This is a genomic window from Flavobacterium branchiophilum FL-15, assembly GCF_000253275.1.
Classification (GTDB): domain Bacteria; phylum Bacteroidota; class Bacteroidia; order Flavobacteriales; family Flavobacteriaceae; genus Flavobacterium; species Flavobacterium branchiophilum.
On sequence record NC_016001.1, the window covers coordinates 1,927,518 to 1,947,945 of the forward strand.

At 33.1% G+C, this 20,428-nt stretch carries 18 protein-coding genes and 1 tRNA gene; 4 read left to right on the forward strand and 15 right to left on the reverse strand.

Annotated elements, in window-relative coordinates:
- Positions 1 to 47 precede the first annotated feature (47 nt).
- The gene (locus tag FBFL15_RS08330) at positions 48 to 881 is read left to right on the forward strand and encodes a GIN domain-containing protein (RefSeq protein WP_014084171.1); all 834 of its coding nucleotides are present in this window, start codon (positions 48 to 50) and stop codon (positions 879 to 881) included.
- 300 nt (positions 882 to 1,181) lie between these two features.
- Here FBFL15_RS08330 and trxB read toward each other — a convergent pair whose 3' ends face one another.
- Positions 1,182 to 2,123, reverse strand: coding sequence for a thioredoxin-disulfide reductase (trxB, locus tag FBFL15_RS08335; RefSeq protein ID WP_014084172.1), 942 nt, complete (start codon positions 2,121 to 2,123; stop codon positions 1,182 to 1,184).
- A gap of 317 nt (positions 2,124 to 2,440) precedes the next feature.
- Between trxB and FBFL15_RS08340 the strand changes: the two genes are divergently transcribed.
- Positions 2,441 to 3,007, forward strand: coding sequence for an LOG family protein (locus tag FBFL15_RS08340; protein WP_014084173.1), 567 nt, complete (start codon positions 2,441 to 2,443; stop codon positions 3,005 to 3,007).
- A gap of 69 nt (positions 3,008 to 3,076) precedes the next feature.
- Here the strand turns inward: FBFL15_RS08340 and FBFL15_RS08345 are convergent.
- From FBFL15_RS08345 to FBFL15_RS08410, 14 genes are all read right to left on the reverse strand, one after another.
- A tRNA-Pro gene (locus FBFL15_RS08345) sits at positions 3,077 to 3,151 on the reverse strand.
- A gap of 167 nt (positions 3,152 to 3,318) precedes the next feature.
- Positions 3,319 to 3,918: a bifunctional phosphoribosyl-AMP cyclohydrolase/phosphoribosyl-ATP diphosphatase HisIE gene (hisIE, locus tag FBFL15_RS08350; protein WP_014084174.1), complete on the reverse strand. Its 600-nt coding sequence runs from the start codon at positions 3,916 to 3,918 to the stop codon at positions 3,319 to 3,321.
- A gap of 327 nt (positions 3,919 to 4,245) precedes the next feature.
- On the reverse strand, positions 4,246 to 5,001 hold the full coding sequence (hisF, locus tag FBFL15_RS08355) for an imidazole glycerol phosphate synthase subunit HisF (protein WP_014084175.1): 756 nt from the start codon (positions 4,999 to 5,001) through the stop codon (positions 4,246 to 4,248).
- A 47-nt stretch (positions 5,002 to 5,048) separates the two neighbouring features.
- Positions 5,049 to 5,777, reverse strand: a complete 729-nt coding sequence (gene hisA / locus FBFL15_RS08360) for a 1-(5-phosphoribosyl)-5-[(5-phosphoribosylamino)methylideneamino]imidazole-4-carboxamide isomerase (RefSeq protein ID WP_014084176.1) — start codon at positions 5,775 to 5,777, stop codon at positions 5,049 to 5,051.
- A gap of 78 nt (positions 5,778 to 5,855) precedes the next feature.
- Positions 5,856 to 6,440 (reverse strand): imidazole glycerol phosphate synthase subunit HisH, encoded by a 585-nt coding sequence (gene hisH, locus FBFL15_RS08365; protein ID WP_014084177.1) that lies wholly within the window; start codon positions 6,438 to 6,440, stop codon positions 5,856 to 5,858.
- Positions 6,441 to 6,526: 86 nt separating this feature from the next.
- Positions 6,527 to 7,660 (reverse strand): bifunctional histidinol-phosphatase/imidazoleglycerol-phosphate dehydratase HisB, encoded by a 1,134-nt coding sequence (hisB, locus tag FBFL15_RS08370; protein WP_014084178.1) that lies wholly within the window; start codon positions 7,658 to 7,660, stop codon positions 6,527 to 6,529.
- Positions 7,661 to 7,664: 4 nt separating this feature from the next.
- Entirely contained in the window at positions 7,665 to 8,714 is a 1,050-nt protein-coding gene (gene hisC, locus FBFL15_RS08375; protein WP_014084179.1) for a histidinol-phosphate transaminase, read from the reverse strand.
- 122 nt (positions 8,715 to 8,836) lie between these two features.
- On the reverse strand, positions 8,837 to 10,129 hold the full coding sequence (gene hisD, locus FBFL15_RS08380) for a histidinol dehydrogenase (RefSeq protein ID WP_014084180.1): 1,293 nt from the start codon (positions 10,127 to 10,129) through the stop codon (positions 8,837 to 8,839).
- A gap of 49 nt (positions 10,130 to 10,178) precedes the next feature.
- Positions 10,179 to 10,526 (reverse strand): cupin domain-containing protein, encoded by a 348-nt coding sequence (locus tag FBFL15_RS08385; RefSeq protein WP_014084181.1) that lies wholly within the window; start codon positions 10,524 to 10,526, stop codon positions 10,179 to 10,181.
- 298 nt (positions 10,527 to 10,824) lie between these two features.
- Positions 10,825 to 11,682, reverse strand: a complete 858-nt coding sequence (gene hisG / locus FBFL15_RS08390) for an ATP phosphoribosyltransferase (protein ID WP_014084182.1) — start codon at positions 11,680 to 11,682, stop codon at positions 10,825 to 10,827.
- A 532-nt stretch (positions 11,683 to 12,214) separates the two neighbouring features.
- Positions 12,215 to 12,727: a DinB family protein gene (locus FBFL15_RS08395; protein WP_014084183.1), complete on the reverse strand. Its 513-nt coding sequence runs from the start codon at positions 12,725 to 12,727 to the stop codon at positions 12,215 to 12,217.
- Positions 12,728 to 12,768: 41 nt separating this feature from the next.
- Positions 12,769 to 15,354 carry a phosphoenolpyruvate carboxylase gene (locus FBFL15_RS08400; RefSeq protein WP_014084184.1) on the reverse strand — a complete coding sequence of 862 codons (2,586 nt, stop codon included), beginning with the start codon at positions 15,352 to 15,354 and terminating at the stop codon, positions 12,769 to 12,771.
- Positions 15,355 to 15,452: 98 nt separating this feature from the next.
- Entirely contained in the window at positions 15,453 to 15,932 is a 480-nt protein-coding gene (locus FBFL15_RS08405; protein ID WP_014084185.1) for an Lrp/AsnC family transcriptional regulator, read from the reverse strand.
- A 47-nt stretch (positions 15,933 to 15,979) separates the two neighbouring features.
- Complete coding sequence (locus tag FBFL15_RS08410) at positions 15,980 to 17,140, reverse strand: M14 family metallopeptidase (protein ID WP_014084186.1); 1,161 nt, start codon at positions 17,138 to 17,140, stop codon at positions 15,980 to 15,982.
- Between the two features lie 322 nt (positions 17,141 to 17,462).
- On the opposite strand from FBFL15_RS08410, the gene FBFL15_RS08415 reads away from it, so the two are divergent.
- Together FBFL15_RS08415 and rpsA are read left to right on the forward strand one after the other, a co-directional pair.
- Positions 17,463 to 17,939: a helix-turn-helix domain-containing protein gene (locus tag FBFL15_RS08415; protein ID WP_014084187.1), complete on the forward strand. Its 477-nt coding sequence runs from the start codon at positions 17,463 to 17,465 to the stop codon at positions 17,937 to 17,939.
- Positions 17,940 to 18,189: 250 nt separating this feature from the next.
- Entirely contained in the window at positions 18,190 to 19,962 is a 1,773-nt protein-coding gene (gene rpsA, locus FBFL15_RS08420; RefSeq protein ID WP_014084188.1) for a 30S ribosomal protein S1, read from the forward strand.
- Positions 19,963 to 20,428 lie beyond the last annotated feature (466 nt).

Consider the following 20,428-nt stretch of genomic DNA (forward strand, 5'->3'; position numbering starts at 1 on the left):
GATTTTTTTTTTTATTTTTGATAAAAATAATTTAAATAAATAATCAAATGAAAAAACTGTATGCAATCCTTTTGGCTTTTGCAACTTGCATAGCAATGGCCCAACAAAAAGAAAAAATCAAAGGATCAAAAAATGTAACCATCGCATCCAAAACGCTTACCGATTTTGAAAATGTAGAAATTGGCGACGCATTAGAAATTACCATCGTTAAAGGGATAAGTCCTAGCCTAGATATTGAAGCTGATGACAACTTACACGAAATTATTATTGCCGAAATCAATGGCAAAACACTAAAATTAGGCCTAAAAAAAGACATTTCAAGTTCAAAAAAGTGCTTAATCAGATTGAATTATACCGCATCATTAAAACAAATTCTTGTCAAAAACGAGGCTAATGTAACTGCAAATGCCCGTATAGAATTGCCAGAAATTTACATCAAAGCAATAGATGAATCTAAACTCAATTTGAATATCGATTGCAAAAATGTAACTTTAAACTTAAGTGATAAATCTGAAACAGAACTGCACTCTAAATCAGAAAGCATGACTATAGAAGCCAGCAAATCGGCCGAATTAAAAGGAAATTTAGTAAGTCAAAATTTAAAATTTGATTTATATCAAAAAGCCGAAGCCAACGTAGAAGGCGAAATTTCAGATTTTATATTAAGATTAGACGCAGATACAAACCTGAAAGCAAAAAAATTATTGGTTAAAAATACCAATATCCTAGCCGAAGGTGATTCAAAAGCCAGTATCCAAACGGCTAATCAACTTACTATAGAGGCCACTGGAAGTTCAGAAATTGAAATTTATGGCGATCCTAAAATAGATTTAAAAAGATTTGCTGATAATGCTAAATTAATCAAAAAAACTACAAAATAAAATTAGAAACAAAACAGTATTAATTAATTATACATGAATTTTGATTCAAATAATAATTTTTTTTAAGTAAATTTTTCAATTAATTCATTTTGTGCTTATAGATTTTTTTCAAAATCCTTGTCAAAACTATAAATTTTGACAAGGATTTAGTATTTATACTTTGTAAGTAAAATATATAATTTTTAATTTAAGTAAAATTTACAAATAATAACATTTTTTTTATAAAAAAGTTTATATTTTTAATAATAATTACTGAAATTACTTTAATTTTAGATTATAAAAAATCACCTTTTTTACTATTTATAATGATGCTAAATACCGTTCAGCATCCAATGCCGCCATACATCCTGTACCTGCAGCCGTTATCGCTTGTCTATACACATGATCTGCTGCATCACCTGCCACAAAAACACCTGCTACATTGGTTTTAGAACTTCCCGCAATATTTTTTATATAACCCGTTTCGTCCAAATCAATAAAATCTTTAAAAATAGCAGTGTTCGGTTGATGTCCAATAGCAACAAAAAAACCTGTGGCTGGTATTGTAACCAACTCGTTTGTTGTTTTATTTTTGGCCAAAATAGACGTTACAACTTGACCATCGCCCTGAACTTCTACCGTATCATGATGCATTAAAATTGTAATATTTTCTGTTTTTCTTACACGTTCCTCCATGATTTTCGAAGCTCTAAATTTTTCACTTCTTACCAACATGGTTACTTTTTTACACAATTTAGACAAGTAATGTGCCTCTTCACAAGCAGAATCGCCAGCACCAACAATTACTACCTCCTGATTTCTATAAAAAAATCCATCGCAAACCGCACATGCAGAAACACCTCCACCCAGTTGCAAATAATGTTGCTCCGATGGCAAACCCAAGTATTTTGCCGAAGCTCCAGTAGAAATAATCACCGTTTCGCACTGTAATGCTACCGTATCATTAATCCAAACTTTGTGTAACCCTCCCGAAAAATCGACTTTCGTGGCCCATCCATCTCGGATATCAGCCCCAAATCGTTTAGCCTGAGCTTGTAATTGCAACATCATTTCAGGCCCTGTTACACCATCCACATATCCTGGAAAATTTTCAACCTCATTGGTTGTTGTCAATTGCCCGCCTGGTTGCATTCCCTGATACAATACGGGATTCAAATTGGCTCTCGAAGCATAAATCGCAGCCGTATAACCTGCTGGCCCCGAACCAATGATCAAACATTTTACTTTTTCTATTGTTGCCATTTGTTCAAATTTAATTTAAACCGTAAAATTACATTATTAATTGAATTATAAAATATAAATCCTATTTTTTATATTGAAATTTCAATCAATTGTCTATCACACACCAATCATCCCACCTACATTGCACCCGATTTTAATTTTTATTTGTAATTAAATTATTATAAATAAAATAATAATTACAAATGTTTTATGATTTTAAAATAAACAAGTTATTCGTATTTTTAATATCGTTTTCAAAAAAAAATCAAAATCATTTCATTACAAGCAAATTATTTCACAATTAATACTTATTTTTGAATATCAAAAAATGAAATGAAATGAAAAGAATCTGTATTTTTTGCGGCTCAAGCACAGGAACAAATACTAATTATGAAATTCAAGCAACATTATTAGGAAAATATTTAGCTCAACAAAACATCGAATTGGTATATGGAGGTGCAAATGTAGGATTAATGGGAGCCATTGCTCATGGTGTATTAGATAATGGTGGAAAAGTAATAGGTGTATTACCTATTTTTTTAAAATCAAAAGGAATAGCTCACAATAATTTAACAAAACTTATTGAAGTAAAAACCATGCACGAACGAAAAGCCAAAATGTTTGAATTGAGTGATGCCTTTGTTGCTTTACCAGGAGGATTTGGCACAATTGAAGAAACTTTTGAAATGCTCACATGGGCACAATTAGGTTTGCATCAAAAACCAATAGCGCTTTTAAATCTCAATGGCTTTTATGATGGACTAATTAATTTTATTCAAAATATAGCAAACAATGGTTTATTAAAACCTGAAAATAAAGATATGCTTTTAATATGCAATAATATTGAAGAATTGTTTGAAAAAATAAACCATTATAATCCAAAAAAAGTTACAAAATGGATTTGAATTTGGTTATTTGAACTTTCTGATATTTTAAAAAAATAAAACCTGTTAAATAAAATTTAACAGGTTTTGTCGGGGTGGCAGGATTCGAACCTGCGGCCTCCTGCTCCCAAAGCAGGCGCGATAACCGAGCTACGCTACACCCCGTATTCGCATGGCAAATATACAACTTTATTTAATTAGAACAAACATATTTTAATAAAAATATTTTTTTTCTTATGTAATTCAATTACAATGAGTTAGCAACAAATGTATGTAACATTTGAGCTCTTACTATGGACTTATTTTATATTTGAAACCTAAAAAAACTACTTTTACTTCTGTCTTTTCTTCAAAACTTCAATGACATCATTCATTTGAAAACCTTTGGCTTGTAATAAAATAAGGTAATGAAAAAGTAAATCGGCACTTTCGCTTAAAAACAAATCATCATTATCATCTTTGGCTTCGATTACCACTTCTACTGCTTCTTCGCCAACTTTTTGAGCTATTTTATTAATTCCTTTTTCGAATAAAGAAGCCACATAACTTTTTTCAGCATCGGCATTGTCACGACGGGTTTTGATGGTTTGTTCCAAAGTTGAAATAAAACCATAATTCGGTTGGTTTTCTTCTGCCCAACAAGTATCGGTTCCGTTATGACAAGTTGGTCCAACAGGCTGTACTTGAATCAGTAGCGTATCGTTATCACAATCTTTTTTGATACTTACTAAGTTTAAGAAGTTTCCGCTTTCTTCTCCTTTTGTCCAAAGACGTTGTTTGGAGCGACTATAAAAAGTTACTTTTTTTATTTCTTGTGTTTTGGCGAAAGCCTCTTCGTTCATATAGCCCAACATTAATACGGCTTTGGTTTCACTATCTTGAATAATGGCTGGGATTAATCCGTGAGCACTTTTTGAAAAATTGATGTTCATGTGATTTAAAGTTAGAAATTAGAGGTTAGAAATTAGAGGTTAGAGGTTTAAAGTTTAAAAGTTATAAATCGTTACTTTCCTGTTTCGGCTCCCTCTCCTTCGGGTGCCAGTCCCGACTTCTCGGGAAGGGCTGGGGAGGGGTAAAAAAGGTTAGAAATTAGAAATTAGAGGTTAGAAATTAGAAAATAGAGGTTTAAATCTAAATTCCTTTTACTTTTTTTTACTTCGTATTTCCCACTTCTAAATTCTAACTTCAAAAGGTTAGAAATTAGAGGTGTAATTCTAATTTCCTTTTCATTTTTTTTTTTTACTTCGTATTTCCCACTTCTAAATTCTAACTTCAATATGATTATTTTGTAATTCTTTTTTTAAGGTCTTAATTTCAATTTCTTTGAAATGGAAAACACTGGCTGCCAAAGCGGCATCTGCTTTTCCTTCGACAAAGGTATCAATAAAATGCTGCATATTCCCAGCTCCACCTGAGGCAATAATAGGAATATTTACCAATTGCGACAATGTAGCCAAAGCTTCGTTAGCAAATCCATTTTTAGTTCCGTCATGATCCATTGAGGTAAACAAGATTTCTCCTGCACCACGCGCTGCTACGTCTTTTGCCCAATCGAAAAGTTTAATTTCAGTAGGCACCTTCCCTCCTACTAAATGCACCATCCATTCACCATCAATTTTTTTCGCATCAATGGCTATAACTACGCATTGGCTGCCAAATTTCTGAGCGATATCTGTGATCAATTGTGGATTTTTTACCGCTGAAGAATTGATAGATACTTTATCCGCACCGTTTTGCAGCAATATTTCTACATCTTCAACCGATGCGATTCCGCCACCCACAGTAAACGGAATATTAATTGTAGCCGCTACTTTACGAACTAAATCCACCAAAGTTTTACGGCGTTCTTCTGTAGCCGAAATATCTAAGAAAACCAATTCATCCGCACCTTCATCAGAGTAGATTTTCGCCAATTCGACAGGATCTCCCGCATCGCGTAAGTCCACAAAATTGACCCCTTTGACCGTTCTTCCGTTTTTGATATCCAAACAAGGAATGATTCTTTTTGTAAGCATAGTATTAATGTAACAATTGATTAATTTAAAATTGTTCAATTGTTGAATTATTTAGTTTCTAAAATATAATTTTCTAATTGTTTCAACGAAATTCTGCCTTCGTAAATCGCTTTCCCAATAATAGTTCCTTCACAACCTAACTCGGCTAATTGTGGTAATTCATCAAAAGTAGAAATGCCACCCGATGCAATTAATTTGATTCCTTTGGCTGTTGCCAAAATTTTAGCATATAAATCAAAACTTGGCCCAGCCAACATGCCGTCTTTGGCAATATCAGTGCAAATAACGTATTGAATTCCTTTGTTTTGATAGTCTTCAATGAATGGTACTAAGTCTTCATCAGAATCTTCTAGCCAACCTGAAACCGCCACTTTTTCATTGGTTGCATCAGCTCCTAAAATGATTTTATCCGAACCATATTCGGCAATCCATTGTTCAAAAATAGCCCTGTTTTTCACAGCAATACTTCCGCCTGTGATTTGGTTCGCTCCAGATTCAAAAGCAATCTTCAAATCAGCATCGGATTTCAAGCCACCACCAAAATCTATTTTTAATTTGGTTTGTGTAGCAATCTGTTCGAGAATTTTATAATTCACAATTCTACTTGACTTGGCACCATCTAAATCAACAAGATGCAGATATTCAATCCCATGTGCTTCAAATGATTTGGCTACTTCAAGCGGATTTTCGTTATAAATGATTTTAGTGTCGTAATCCCCTTTGGACAAACGAACACATTTTCCGTCAATGATATCTATGGCTGGTATTATTCTCATATTAGCCCCCTAACTCCCCAAAACTCGGGACAAGCTCCCAAAGGGGAACGCCTACTAGGGGTGAGTAGGTTTATTTAATTATTTTAATTTCAAAAAATTCCCTAAAATTTGTTCGCCCACATCGCCACTTTTTTCTGGGTGGAATTGCGTGCCGTAAAAATTATTTTTTTGCAAGGCTGAAGCATACTCTACATCATAATTGGTATTGGCAATGGCCTCACTGCAATTGGGAACATAATAACTGTGTACTAAATACATGTATTCGTTATCGTTAATTCCTTCAAACAAAGGCGATTTCAAATTGTATATTTGGTTCCACCCCATTTGAGGTACTTTTACATTGTTAGAAAACCGAATGACATTGGCATCAAAAATACCTAAGCCTTCTGTATTTCCTTCTTCAGAATGTTGACACATCAACTGCATACCCAAACAAATTCCTAAAACGGGTTGTTTTAATGTTGGAATCAAACTATCCAATCCGCTTTCCTTGAGTTTTTGCATAGCATAACTCGCTTCGCCAACTCCAGGAAATATGACTTTATCCGCTCGTTGAATCTCGTCTGGATTATTAGTTAACACGGCTGAATATCCTAAACGCTCTATAGCAAACAGAATACTTTGGATATTTCCTGCACCGTAATTGATAATTACTATTTTCATTTGTTTTTTTGTTTCAAGTTTAACGTTTCAAGTTTAACGTTTCAAGTTAATTGAGTTAACCTGAAACGTTAAACTTGAAACAATTTTTATAGCATCCCTTTTGTACTTGGTAAAATCATTTTCTCGGTATCCCGTTTCACGGCTACTTTAATCGCTTTGGCGAATGCTTTGAAAATAGCTTCAATCTTATGATGTTCGTTAGTTCCTTCTGCTTTGATGTTGATATTCGCTTTGGCACCATCAGAAAACGATTTGAAAAAGTGGTAGAACATTTCTGTTGGCATTTTACCGACCATTTCGCGTTTGAATTCGGTTTCCCAAACCAACCAATTTCTTCCTCCAAAGTCAATGGCTACTTGCGATAAGCAATCGTCCATTGGCAAACAAAAACCGTAACGTTCAATTCCTAATTTGTTTCCTAATGCTTTCGCAAAAACTTCTCCTAAAGCAATCGCAGTATCTTCAATCGTATGGTGTTCGTCCACCTCTAAATCGCCTTTTACCGTAATTTCTAAGTCCATTTGACCGTGACGTGCAATTTGGTCTAGCATGTGATCAAAAAAGGCAATGCCAGTGTCGATTTTACTTTTTCCAGTTCCATCTAAATTCAGATTGATAAAAATATCTGTTTCGTGTGTTTTTCTTTCAATAGTAGCAGAACGGGCTTCTAGTTTTAAAAACTCATAAATGGTTTTCCAATCGGTGGTTTGTAATGCAATAACATCGCTAAAATCTTCATTCTCTTTTAATTCGTCACTTCCTAAACCTTCTTGTTGTTTTAGAAATATAGCTTTTGCTCCTAAATTCTTTGCTAAGGCAACATCGGTAATTCGGTCGCCCAATACAAATGAATTGGCTAAATCATATTTCGGATTGTCAATGTATTTGGTCAACATTCCAGTACGTGGTTTACGTGTTGGTGCATTGTCCGCAGGAAACGAGCGATCGATAAAAATATCATCAAATAAAACGCCTTCGTTTTCAAACGCTCTTAAAATAAAATTTTGCGTAGGCCAAAACGTATCTTCTGGAAAACTATCCGTTCCCAATCCGTCTTGGTTGGTTACCATTGCCAATTCGTAATCCAATTCGTTGGCAATTTTAGCCAAATACTGAAACGCTTTTGGATAAAATTCTAATTTATCTAAACTGTCCAACTGAAAATCGGCAGGTTCAATTACGATAGTCCCATCACGATCTATAAATAATACTTTTTTCATGTTTTTATTTCAAATTTTTTAAAACGTACATTAAAATCTTATTTTCCTCTTCTGTTCCAATAGTCAAACGCAAGGTGTTTTCACATAGCGGCTGGGTCGTTCTATTTCGAATCACAATTCCTTTGGCGATTAATTCGTCATAACGTTGGTTCGCATTATCGACTTTAATTAAGATAAAATTGGCCTCTGTAGGATATATTTTTGAAACAAAATTTACTTCATTCAATACTTTAAGTAACTGTTCTCTTTGTCTTATTATTAAGCTAATTTCTTCTTTTATTTGATTTGGATTAGCCAAACGTTCCAATGCTCGTTTTTGTGTCAATTCGTTAACGTTGTAGGGTGGTTTTATTTTATTCAAAACCCCAATAATGGCAGCCGAAGCGTAACAAATTCCCAATCGAATTCCAGCCAATCCGTATGCTTTTGACAAGGTTTGGGTAATAATTAAATTTGGAAAATCATTGATTTTTTGAATCCAAGAGGCTTTGTCTGAAAAGTCAATATACGCCTCGTCAATGACCACTAATCCATTGAAATTTTCCAATAAATAGTGAACACTTTCTTCAGAAAAAGAATTCCCAGTTGGATTGTTGGGCGAGCAAAGGAAAATCATTTTGGTGTTTTCGTCCACCGCTTTCATAATCGATTCCAATTGCGGTTGAAAATCTTCCGAAAGCAAAATTTCTCTATTTTCAATCGCATTCAAATTGGCCAAAACGCCGTACATTCCATAAGTTGGCGGTAGCGTAATCACATTGTCTATTTTCGGTTCGCAAAAAGCACGGAACAATAAATCCAAGACTTCATCGCTTCCATTTCCTAAAAGGATTTGATTTTTATCCACACCATTTTGTTGGGCCAAAACCGATTTAACCGTCGCTTGTTGTGGGTCTGGATACCGATTCACCCCATTTGCAAATGGATTTTCATTGGCATCCAAAAAAATCATGTCCGCCGTGTCAAAATCTTCAAATTCATCACGTGCCGAAGAATAGGGTTTCATGGCTTTGACGTTTTCTCGAACTAATTTTTGTATATCAAAATTACTCATCTTTTTATCTTGTATTCCTGCAAGGTTTCATAAAACCTTGTAGGTTTGATTTAAATTGTTTCATTTTTATTTTTTATCTTATACCTACAAGGTTTTAAAAACCTTGTAGGATTAGGCTAAACTTACAAAGTTTTTTTACATGATAAAAGACGTAATGTAACCGCATTTTTATGCGCTTGCAATCCTTCTTTTTCTGCCATAATTTCAATGGCTTTACCAATGTTTTGAATTCCAGTTTCTGAAATTTTCTGAAACGTCATCGATTTCATAAAACTATCCAAATTCACACCGCTATAATTTTTAGCATAACCATTCGTTGGTAAGGTATGATTGGTCCCAGAAGCATAATCACCTGCACTTTCGGGCGTATAATTGCCAATAAAAACCGAACCCGCATTTTCGATATTATCGACATAAAAATCATTGTTCTCGGTACAAACAATAAAATGTTCTGGGCTATATTCATTAATTAAATCTAAGGCTGTTGCTGCATTTTCGACAAAAATCAATTTGGAATTGGCTATGGCTTTTTCGGCAATTTCTTTTCTTGGCAAAACCGTCAATTGCGATTGCACTTCTTGCTCTACAGCATCGATCATTTTTTTAGAAGTTGAGACTAAAATTACTTGACTGTCTGTTCCGTGTTCGGCTTGACTTAATAAATCAGACGCTACAAAAGCAGGAACAGCACTATCGTCGGCTACGACTAACAATTCCGAGGGACCCGCTGGCATATCGATGGCAACACCAAATTGAGTTGCTAATTGTTTGGCAACCGTTACATATTGATTACCGGGACCAAATATTTTATACACTTTTGGAATGGTGGTTGTTCCAAAAGTCAGACCAGCTATCGCTTGAATGCCGCCTACTTTTATTATTTTGGTTACTCCACATAAATTTGCAGCATACATAATGGCAGGATTCAGATTGCCAGTTGCATCGGGTGGCGAACACAAAACCACTTCTTTGCATCCAGCAATTGCAGCAGGAATAGCGAGCATCAAAACCGTTGAAAACAAAGGTGCTGTTCCGCCAGGAATGTACAATCCTATTTTTTGAATAGGACGTTTTTCTTGCCAACATTGTACTCCTTCAGTAGTTTCGACACTAACACGATTGGTTTTTTGGGCTGTGTGGAATTTTTCTATATTTGATTTGGCTAATTGAATTGCTGCTTTCAATTCATCATCAACTGCAGCAATAGCTTGTTCTATTTCGGCATTGGAAACCAAATTATTTTCCAAAGCAATTCCGTCAAATTGAGCCGTATAGTGTTGTACCGCTTCATCTCCTTTGGAATGTACCGCAGCAAAAATTTCTTTTACCGTTGCTTCAATATCGTTCACTGTTTTAGTGGGTCTTTCTAATAAAGCAGCCCAGTTTTCCTGTTTTGGATTGTATATTTTGTTCATTAATTTTTATTTAAAGATTGAAAAATATAAAAATTTAAAGATTCAAAGACTATTCAACTATTATTCTATCATTATTTGTTGTAGGTTGCGAGATTACCAAAAAATGGAGTACTTCCTCGCTTTCATTTGCAATATAATGTTTTGACTGTGGTTCAATTTGTATTCCTTTGGACGAACCAACTATAAATTGATTTCCATCAATATAAAAAGTTGCCAAACCTTTCAAAATATAAAAAAATTGTTTAGAATTAGTATGAAAATGTAGTTTTTCTTTAGTACCAATTGGCATACTTTCTTGCTTGATAGATAATTCTTGCGAATCCATCAAAACCCAGCTGTCGCAATTATCTCCCCAAACATAATGTTTTGAAGTTTCAATTTCTATAATTTTCTGCATTATTATTTTTTCTCTATTTTAATACGTGCCATGTTCAATTGCTACTCCGGCAAGGTCTTTTTTTGACCTTGTAGGTGTTAAAACTATCTATATCGATTCCAACCAAATATTGAAAACCTCATAGTCTTACATTTGTTTACATCTATACCTACAAGGTTTTGAAAACCTCATAGACTTACATTTGTTTACATCTATACCTACAAGGTTTTGAAAACCTTGCAGGATTAAAATTTTAAAATCAGTGTTTTATTAATCCAACTCTGTTTTTTTGTCATTCCCCCTTCGGGGGTTTGGGGGCTTACAATACCATTTTTTCAATTGGGCAAACCAAAATACCTTCTGCACCCGCTGCTTTTAATTCGTCGATTACTTCCCAAAAACGGTCTTCTTCAATCACGGTGTGAACACTGGACCAACCTTCTTGGGCTAATGGCATCACCGTTGGACTTTTTAAAACGGGTAAAATAGAACTAATTTCTTTTATTTTTTCGTTCGGTACATTCATTAAAATGTATTTTGATTTTCTTGCTCTCAAAACCGATTGGATTCGGAACTGTAATTTGTCTAAAATCACTTTGTTTTCAGGAGTCATTTTTGGTGAAACTGCTAAAACTGCCTCACTTTTAAATATCACTTCAACTTCCTTTAAATTGTTTTTAAACAAAGTACTGCCGCTAGAAACAATATCTACAATAGCATCCGCCAAACCAATGTTTGGTGCAATCTCTACCGAACCTGAAATTTGGTGCAAATCAACGGTTACATTTTTAGAATTGAAGAAATCCAAAACAGTAATGGGATAGGAAGTGGCAATTCGCAAGCCGTCTAAATCCTTAACCGAAGTATAGTTGAAACTTTTAGGTACAGCCACCGAAACCTTGCATTTTGAAAAACCTAATTTCTCTGCAACTACAATGTTTTTTCCTTTTTCAACTAAAAGATTATCGCCTACAATAGCCACATCTACCACACCATCAATCAAATATTGAGGAATATCTGAATTTCTAAGGTATAAAACTTCTAAAGGGAAATTAGATGCGGTGGCTTTTAGTTGGTCATTTCCGTTGTTGATAGAAATCCCGCAGTCTTTTAGGATTTGGATGCTGTCTTCGTTGAGGCGTCCTGATTTTTGAATGGCAATTTTTAAAGTACTCATGGTTTACATTGATTGGATTTGAGTACAACTATAACTCGTTTTTTTTAATAAAAAACCCGCTTGAAGTACTCAAACGGGTTTTAAATTATTGTATAATTATACACATCACATTAACACATCGCTTGAGAGCCATATTGTAAATGATGATGATGCAAATTATTTGTTGTCATTGTTGTTGTTGTTTTCGTCAATTGTTTTGCAAATGTATTGAATAAAATTTAATAAACAAGTTAAAAACGACATTTTTTTTCAATTATTTTCAATAAAAATAGCGAAAACGATATAGAATAATATATTAATTTAAAAATCATTGCATTTTTATGAATTCAATAAAAAAAATGAAAAAAAAATGAAAATTGATAATCGATTGTTGATGGTTTGAAAGGAGTATGTTTTAATTTTGGTTTTTTGCATGAGGGATTGAGCAAGGTGCCATGCACTCGTGAAAGCCCGACGGCTCAAAAGAAAAGGGCCTTATCGACAGTATTGCTGATGAGGCCCTTTTTTTTTGAGGCGGCATGCCCTACTGTACTTAATAACGCTCTTGAAACACTTTTTGATGGTGTTTTTGATGTCCGATGGTAATAAATCCGATAGCCCTAACACTGATTTTGTTGTTGGAAGCTGTACCCTCTCTGAGTAATTGGTCTTGACTAAAACTTTTGAACAACAACAAAGTAGCTTGTCTGACGGCTGCAAACTCTGATAATAAATCTTGTACACTTCTCAAATTTGCATCGGAATATGTTACAAAATCATTTTCTTCAAAACCAGGCAAAGGGGTTTGATCGTTGCGAGAAAAACGAAGTGCTCTGTATGCAAAAATACGTTCAGTATCAATAATATGTTGAATAATTTCTTTAATTGTCCATTTGCCTTCGGCATAGCGGTAATCGAATTTTTCTAAAGGAACGTTTTGAACAAATTTAATAAAATCATGTCCGCTTATTTCGAGTTCTTCTAGCAAACTGACATTATCGAGGGCATTGATGTAGGTTTGAAAAAAGCCTGCATATTCTTTGATGGGCAATTGATCGAGTTTCATAATTTTAGGAAATTTATTATTAATATTTTATATTATTGATGTTAAGCAGAATTTCTACTTGCATTGGTATTGCCAAATAATGAACGAGTTACAATTTTTTCATATACTTGAATCAATTCAAGATTTGGCTGGGTTTCTGCAGATAACTCTTTGATTTTCAGCAAAGCATATTGTTGAATGGTTAATAAGGGCATCACAATTTTTTCTCTCATTTCGATAGATGCTTTACCGTCTGGATAATTTTCCATGAGTGATTGGTGATTGGCAATTTTGAGTAACAGTCGTTTGGTTTCTAAAAATTCGTTGTAAATAATTTGCCAAAAATCGCCAAAAACGGGGTCATTTTTCATATATTCAGTAAGAGGGAAAAAAGATTTGGCAAGAGCCATCATACTATTCTCCAAAAGTGTTTTAAAAAACAAAGAATTATCATACAAATTTTGGACTTCAATCCAACGATTTTCGTCTTCAAAAAATTTGAGGGCTGCCCCTACTCCAAAAAATCCAGGAACGTTTTGTTTGAGTTGGCTCCAAGATCCAACAAAAGGAATGGCTCTTAAATCGGCAAAATCCAAATTTTCTGATTTGCTTCTTTTAGAAGGTCTGCTACCAATATTGGTTTTGGCATAATATTTTAGGGTACTCATTTTTTCCAAATAAGGGATAAATTGAGGGTGGTTTTTGAAATTGGTATATTTTTCGTAACCTTTTTGAGCCAATTCGTCCAAAATATTTTTATCTTTTTCAGACAAAATATTGTCTTCTTTATTAAAAACCTGATTTGCAACACCGGCACTTAATAAATTTTCGAGGTTGTATCGGCAAGAATCTAAAATACCAAAATTGGAACTAATAGTTTGACCTTGAACAGTAACTTGAATTTCTTGGTTTTCGATGTTGGGGCCTAACGAGGCATAAAACTTGTGAGTTTTGCCACCACCACGGGCAGGAGGGCCACCACGACCATCAAAAAAGATGACTTTGATGTTGTATTTTCTAGAAATTGCCGATATGGTTTCTTTGGCTTTATATATACTCCAATTGGCCATGAGGTAGCCACCATCTTTTGTTCCGTCTGAAAAACCGAGCATAACCGTTTGCTTGTAGCCTCTATTTTTGAGGTGTTCAGCATAGGCTTTATTGGTGTATAATTGTTCCATAATTTTGTCGGCACTTTGCAAGTCGTCTATCACTTCAAAAAGTGGCACAATATCTACGGTAGGATTTTGCCAGCCGCACAAACGGAACATGGCAAAAACTTCCATCACATTGAGGGCACTTTCATTGTTGCTAATGATGTATCGATTGGCACCAAATTCGCCATTTTTGTCTTGAATTTGTTTGATTGCATAAATGGATTCGATAGTAGATTGTACAATTTTATTATCTGAAAAATGAATATCTGTTTTGGCTTGTACCCTACCTAGTATATCTAATTTTTCGTTTTCGGACAATTCAAAATAATTTTTTGGGAAAATATTTTGAACAGATAAACGGTAATAATCGACTAAATTTGTGAAAACTTCGTTGTGAATTTTGCTGTTTTGACGAATATCTAAAGTAGCAAAATGAAATCCGAACAAATTTACTTTAATTAAAAGTGCTTCGAGTTCGTCCAAATAAAGCGATTGATGTTCGGCAATAATTATGTTTTTGATGAGATTTAATTGGGTTAGAAATTCCTCCAAAGTAATAAAAATATCGCCTTTAGAATAAAATACAGAACGATAAAGTTTTTCTTCAATATCGGACATCAAAGTCTCTATGTTATAGAAAGTTAGCTTACGTTTGAGTTTTCTAATTTCGAGGTAATAACACTTTAAGATAGAAGTTCTTAATCGATCTGCTACTTTAAGTGTAATTTCGGTAGTTACAAACGGGTTTCCATCTCTATCGCCACCTGGCCAAAAGCCTAATTTGATTAATTTATTTTGAATAGATTGGCCTTCAAAAATATTTTTTTGCAAATAATGAACCATTTCGCCCGAGGTTTCATAAAAAACATTTTCGAGATACCATATTAAACTTACTGCTTCGTCAAAAGGGGTTGGTTTTTCTTTTTTAATAAAAGGTGTTTTGCCCAATTGTGCCAAAAGTTGTTTGATGTATAGTAAATCGTTGGCTCTAATGGCATCGGTCAAATCGTTGATGATACCTAAAACAGATCCTGGATAAAATTGCGTGGGGTGCGCTGTTAAGACAGTTCTAACGCTAAAATTTTCAAGAAAATCAATTAACTCCGTTTGTTTGTTTTTTACATCGGCTTTTTCTTTGATATCCCTCAAAGAGCCCCTTCCTTCCATATTGTTTACAACAGGAAAAGCGGCATCTTCAATAGCATCAAACAAAACAATTTGTCTTTCGATGTATTGAATAAATCTAAACATCAATTCGATGCGTTGGGCTTCGTTGTTGTGGTCTAAATACTTGGCAGCAAAAGTTTCTACAATTTCAACGGGGGTTTGATGATTTTTGAAACCATTTTCGCAAATATCTGAAAATAAGGGTAATAATGCCCCTGTATTGTTGATAGAATCAAAAGGCAAGGTAATAAACACACTATTATAAATGTGGTATTTAGACAATACACCTTGATTGAAACGTTCGATTTTGGGTAATGTGTACATGAGTTGTTTTTATTGTTGTTTAGTTGTGGATAAAAATAATAAAAAAACCTCAAGTAGCAGCTTGAGGTTTGAATAATTTACAAAATATATAAAAAAAGTTAAATATCTTTGAAAATAGTGTGCATCAAACGTTTTTTGTCGTTGATGCTTTCCTCAAGAGAAATCATGGTTTCGGTTCTGTAAACGCCTTCTATGGCATCGACCATAAAAATTACATCCTTGGCATGTTTGGTATCTTTGGCTCTAATTTTACAAAAAATATTGAATTTACCAGTAGTAATGTGAGCAACCGTTACAAAAGGAATTTCGCTAATTCGTTCCAAAACAAATTTGGTTTGTGAGGTATTATTTAAAAAAACACCTACATAAGCTATAAAAGAATAGCCTAATTTTTCGTAGTCCAAAGTCAAAGAAGACCCCATTACAATACCAGCATCTTCCATTTTTTTGACACGAACGTGAACAGTACCTGCCGAAATTAGTAATTTTTTGGCAATGTCTGTAAATGGAACACGTGTATTATCAATCAACATATCTAAAATTTGATGATCTACTTCATCTAAACGGAATTTACTCATAAAAACTGATTTTATATTATTTAATTTATTAATTTAAAAAAATGAAATCATAACTCCTCGATTAGAACTCCATTTTTAACTTCGATTTTATTACCAATAGTAAAGGTAGCAGGATTATCTATAATAGGACAATTTCCAAATTGGTCTTTGTATAATTGATGTTGAGCATCGACTTCAATATGACCAAAAATGCCTTCTAAATCGTCAATCCGAACTATGTAAGAATTAAAATAGAGCTTGTTATCTATTAATTCTTCCTTGTACTGCGATGCAAAATTCGTAATTTTTTCGATACAATCATAATTTATTTTAACTTTTTTACAAACAAAATCATAAAAACACACGTTATTTTGAGGAATATTCAAATAATCATCAATATTATTAGCAACTAAATCGTTTTCGCTAATACAAATAAAACTCGAAATCAGTGCAATAAATATCATTTTACGGGTTACTTCTCTTTCATAATCATTAGGAAAATGTCCAGCTTCAAATAAAATTGTAGGAATACCAAGCTCTTGAAAGCAATCGCCAACACAATTATTGTTAAATGAATCGTCAAAACGGCCCACCTGACCTGGAATTATTTTTTGAAGGGTTACATTCATGGCATTTATAACCCCAACGGCTTTTAATCGGGTGCTATTATAGTCGCAAGAAGGATTGTAGGCAGGAGCCAAAAATGAAACAGTAGCTGGCTTTCCCGTTGTACCTACTCCAAAAATAGTGCGTTGATCATGCAAATTATAACAAAAATGGGGTTTATAATCATCAAAAATGGTTCTTAGCAGTTGACTTTCGGGCTGTGAAAGGTTTTGAAAATCACGATTTAAGTCAATTTGATTGGCATTGACACGGGTATATGCCAACGCCCCATCTGGATTGAGCATGGGAATACAGCAAAAAGTAAAGTCTTGTAACCATTGTTGGACTAATGGTATATCAGATTGCAACATTTGCAAAAAATCAATCAAACCTTTTGTAGTAGTACTTTCGTTTCCGTGCATTTGAGACCAAAGTAAAATTTTAGTAGGGCCAAAGCCCATTTTATATTGGTAAATTGGTTTGTTTTGAACCGAATAACCAATAATACTTAACTGGTTTTGAGTGTTTAAAGATTGTAAAATAGGCTCAATATCGGACAACGTAATGTAACGTCCAGAAATGTTTTGAGCTTTAAAGTCGAGGTGTAGTTGATCCCAATTCATAAGTTGTATTTTAATTTTACAAATGTAAATATCTTTAAGTTTACATTTGTAAATATTTAAAAACAATCCGATTGTTACATTTGTAAACTGTATGAAATGTCAAAATCCCTAATTATACAAGCAGGTCATAAAGAAATGTAACAAATGTTAATAAGTTGTTATAAAACTATATAAAACACTCATTTTCAGTACATTAAACCCAATTAATTAAAGTAAAATTAAGGTTGTTTAGTGTATGAATTTACAATTTACAACTGTAAATTTGGTGGTTTCAATTAAAATGATTACATTTGTAAAATGAACGATTTAAAACAAGTTTACAATGTTAAACATAGACGAGTTTACAAAAAGATTAGAAAAAATATTTGATTATTATAGTATATCAGCCTCAGGATTTGCAGATAAAATTGGTGTACAACGCTCAAGTTTATCGCATTTGTTATCTGGTAGAAACAAGCCCAGTTTAGAATTTATCCTAAAAATAGTAGATGTTTTTCCTGAAGTGGATTTGTATTGGATATTAAATGGAAAAGGGACATTTCCAAAAACCATTACCCCTCCGCCCCCACCGGTTGAAAAAAAATCTATACCACAAACCACGCCAAAGGTTATTCAAGAAACCTTGTTTGATACAACCACCGATTATCCAACAATCGAACCAACCCCAATCAAAAATCCCGTATTTGAAAAAAAACAAGATTCAATTTCAAATACGGCAACTATGGAAGGGTCTCTTGAAATAGAAAAAATTGTATTTTTTTATAAGAATGGCACATTCAAAACCTATCAACCGCAATAGAACAATAGTGAATGATAGACCTATATATAGGTTTAAAGTTGTGAAATAAATAGGTCGAAAATAAAAAGTGTACAAAATCAATTATAATTAGGATAAAAAATTTGTAACTATCTAAAAAAGAATTATCTTTGCACACCATTTTGCGATTAGAGTTTCAATTTGGTAATCAACACATTATGTAAAACACTTTTGATTTTACTTTCGCATTAAGAAACTCGGCTAAAATTCAAAATACAAATTTATTATCAGCATGTCTGAACAAGTACCATCACAAGAATCGTTTTTAGAAAATTTTAACTGGCACAATTTTGAAGAAGGAATTGATGCAATTGATCAAAAAAATTTAGAAGAATTTGAAGCATTAGTGTCTAAAACATTTATTGCAACAGATTTAGAAGAAGTTGTAGAAGGAGTTGTTGTTAGAATTACCGATAGAGACGTAATTGTTGACATTAACGCAAAATCAGAAGGAGTAATATCTTTAAATGAATTTCGTTACAATCCAAATTTAAAAGTAGGAGACAAAGTAGAAGTATTAATTGATATTCGTGAGGATAAAACAGGACAATTAGTATTATCTCACAAAAAAGCAAGAGCTACCAAATCATGGGAGCGTGTTATCAATGCCAATGAAACAGGAGAAATTGTTAATGGTTTTGTAAAATGCAGAACAAAAGGCGGTATGATTGTAGATGTTTTTGGTATAGAAGCATTTTTACCAGGATCGCAAATTGATGTGAAACCAATCCGTGATTATGATGTTTATGTAAACAAAATGATGGAATTCAAAGTTGTAAAAATCAACCACGAATTTAAAAACGTAGTAGTTTCTCACAAAGCATTGATAGAAGCTGATATTGAAGTTCAGAAAAAAGAAATCATTGGTCAATTAGAAAAAGGTCAAGTATTGGAAGGTGTGGTTAAAAACATTACATCTTATGGAGTATTTATAGATCTTGGAGGCGTTGATGGATTGATTCATATTACAGATTTGTCTTGGTCTAGAATTAATCATCCAAGTGAAGTATTAGAATTAGATCAAAAACTAAACGTTGTAATCCTTGATTTTGATGATGAAAAAACAAGAATTCAATTAGGTTTAAAACAATTGAACGCTCATCCATGGGATGCTTTGAGTGCCGATTTGAAAATTGGAGACAAAGTTTCAGGAAAAGTAGTAGTAATTGCAGATTATGGAGCATTCATTGAAGTAGCTGAAGGTGTAGAAGGATTGATTCACGTATCTGAAATGTCTTGGTCGACACACTTAAGATCTGCACAAGATTTTGTAAAAGTTGGCGATGTAGTTGAAGCAGTTGTATTAACTTTAGATAGAGAAGATCGTAAAATGTCTTTGGGTATCAAACAATTGACTCAAGATCCATGGACAGATATTACGGCCAAATATCCTGTAGGTTCTAAACATTTAGGAACTGTAAGAAACTTTACAAATTTTGGTGTATTTGTTGAATTAGAAGAAGGTATTGATGGATTAATTTACATTTCTGATTTATCTTGGACTAAAAAAATCAAACATCCATCAGAATTTATTGCAGTAGGTGAAAAATTAGATGTTGTAGTTCTTGAATTAGATGTTGAAGGACGTAAATTATCTTTAGGTCACAAACAAACTACTTCAAATCCATGGGATCAATACGAAGATTCATTTGCAGTTGGAAGTATCCATAGCGGAGAAATTTCTGAAATTGTGGACAAAGGAGCAACAGTTGAATTTGGAGATGATATTGTAGCATTTATTCCTACACGTCATTTAGAAAAAGAAGACGGTAAAAAATTGAAAAAAGGAGATACTGCCGATTTCAAAGTTATCGAATTTAATAAAGAATTCAAAAGAGTTGTAGCATCACACACTGCTATTTTCCGTGAAGAGGAAGAGAAAAATGTGAAAGCTGTTCAAGAAGCAGTTTCAAATAATACCAATGCTCCTGCTGCTACACTAGGAGATAACAACGACATTCTTGCTGGTTTGAAAGCAAAAATGGAGAAAAACGAGAAAAAATAATTTTTTTAAATAAAATTATACCTCAATAACTGCCCATATATTGGGCAGTTTTTTTTTGTTTTAAAATACCAAAAATAGTTATTTATTATTATTAATATAAAATCAATAACTAAAAACAATGTATTTTAAAATAACGGATTAGAAAAAAAATGTGAAATAAAATAAACAAAGCTTGATAAATTATAATTTATTTTGAACCTAATATTTTTCAAATATATAATAGTTTCAATAAGTTTCTAAAAAAGTATTACTAAAAAATATGCTATAAAATTGACAATCAAATACATAGCAATATAGTATAAACATAAAAAAATACAATAATAATTGTTTTACGACATGAAACTTGCCATGATTGTTTATAACGTTACAATGATATAAAATATGTAAATAAAAATTCGTTGAATACCAAATAGTAATACACATTTATTTTAATACCAAATATACATTTAAAAAATATATTTGGTAT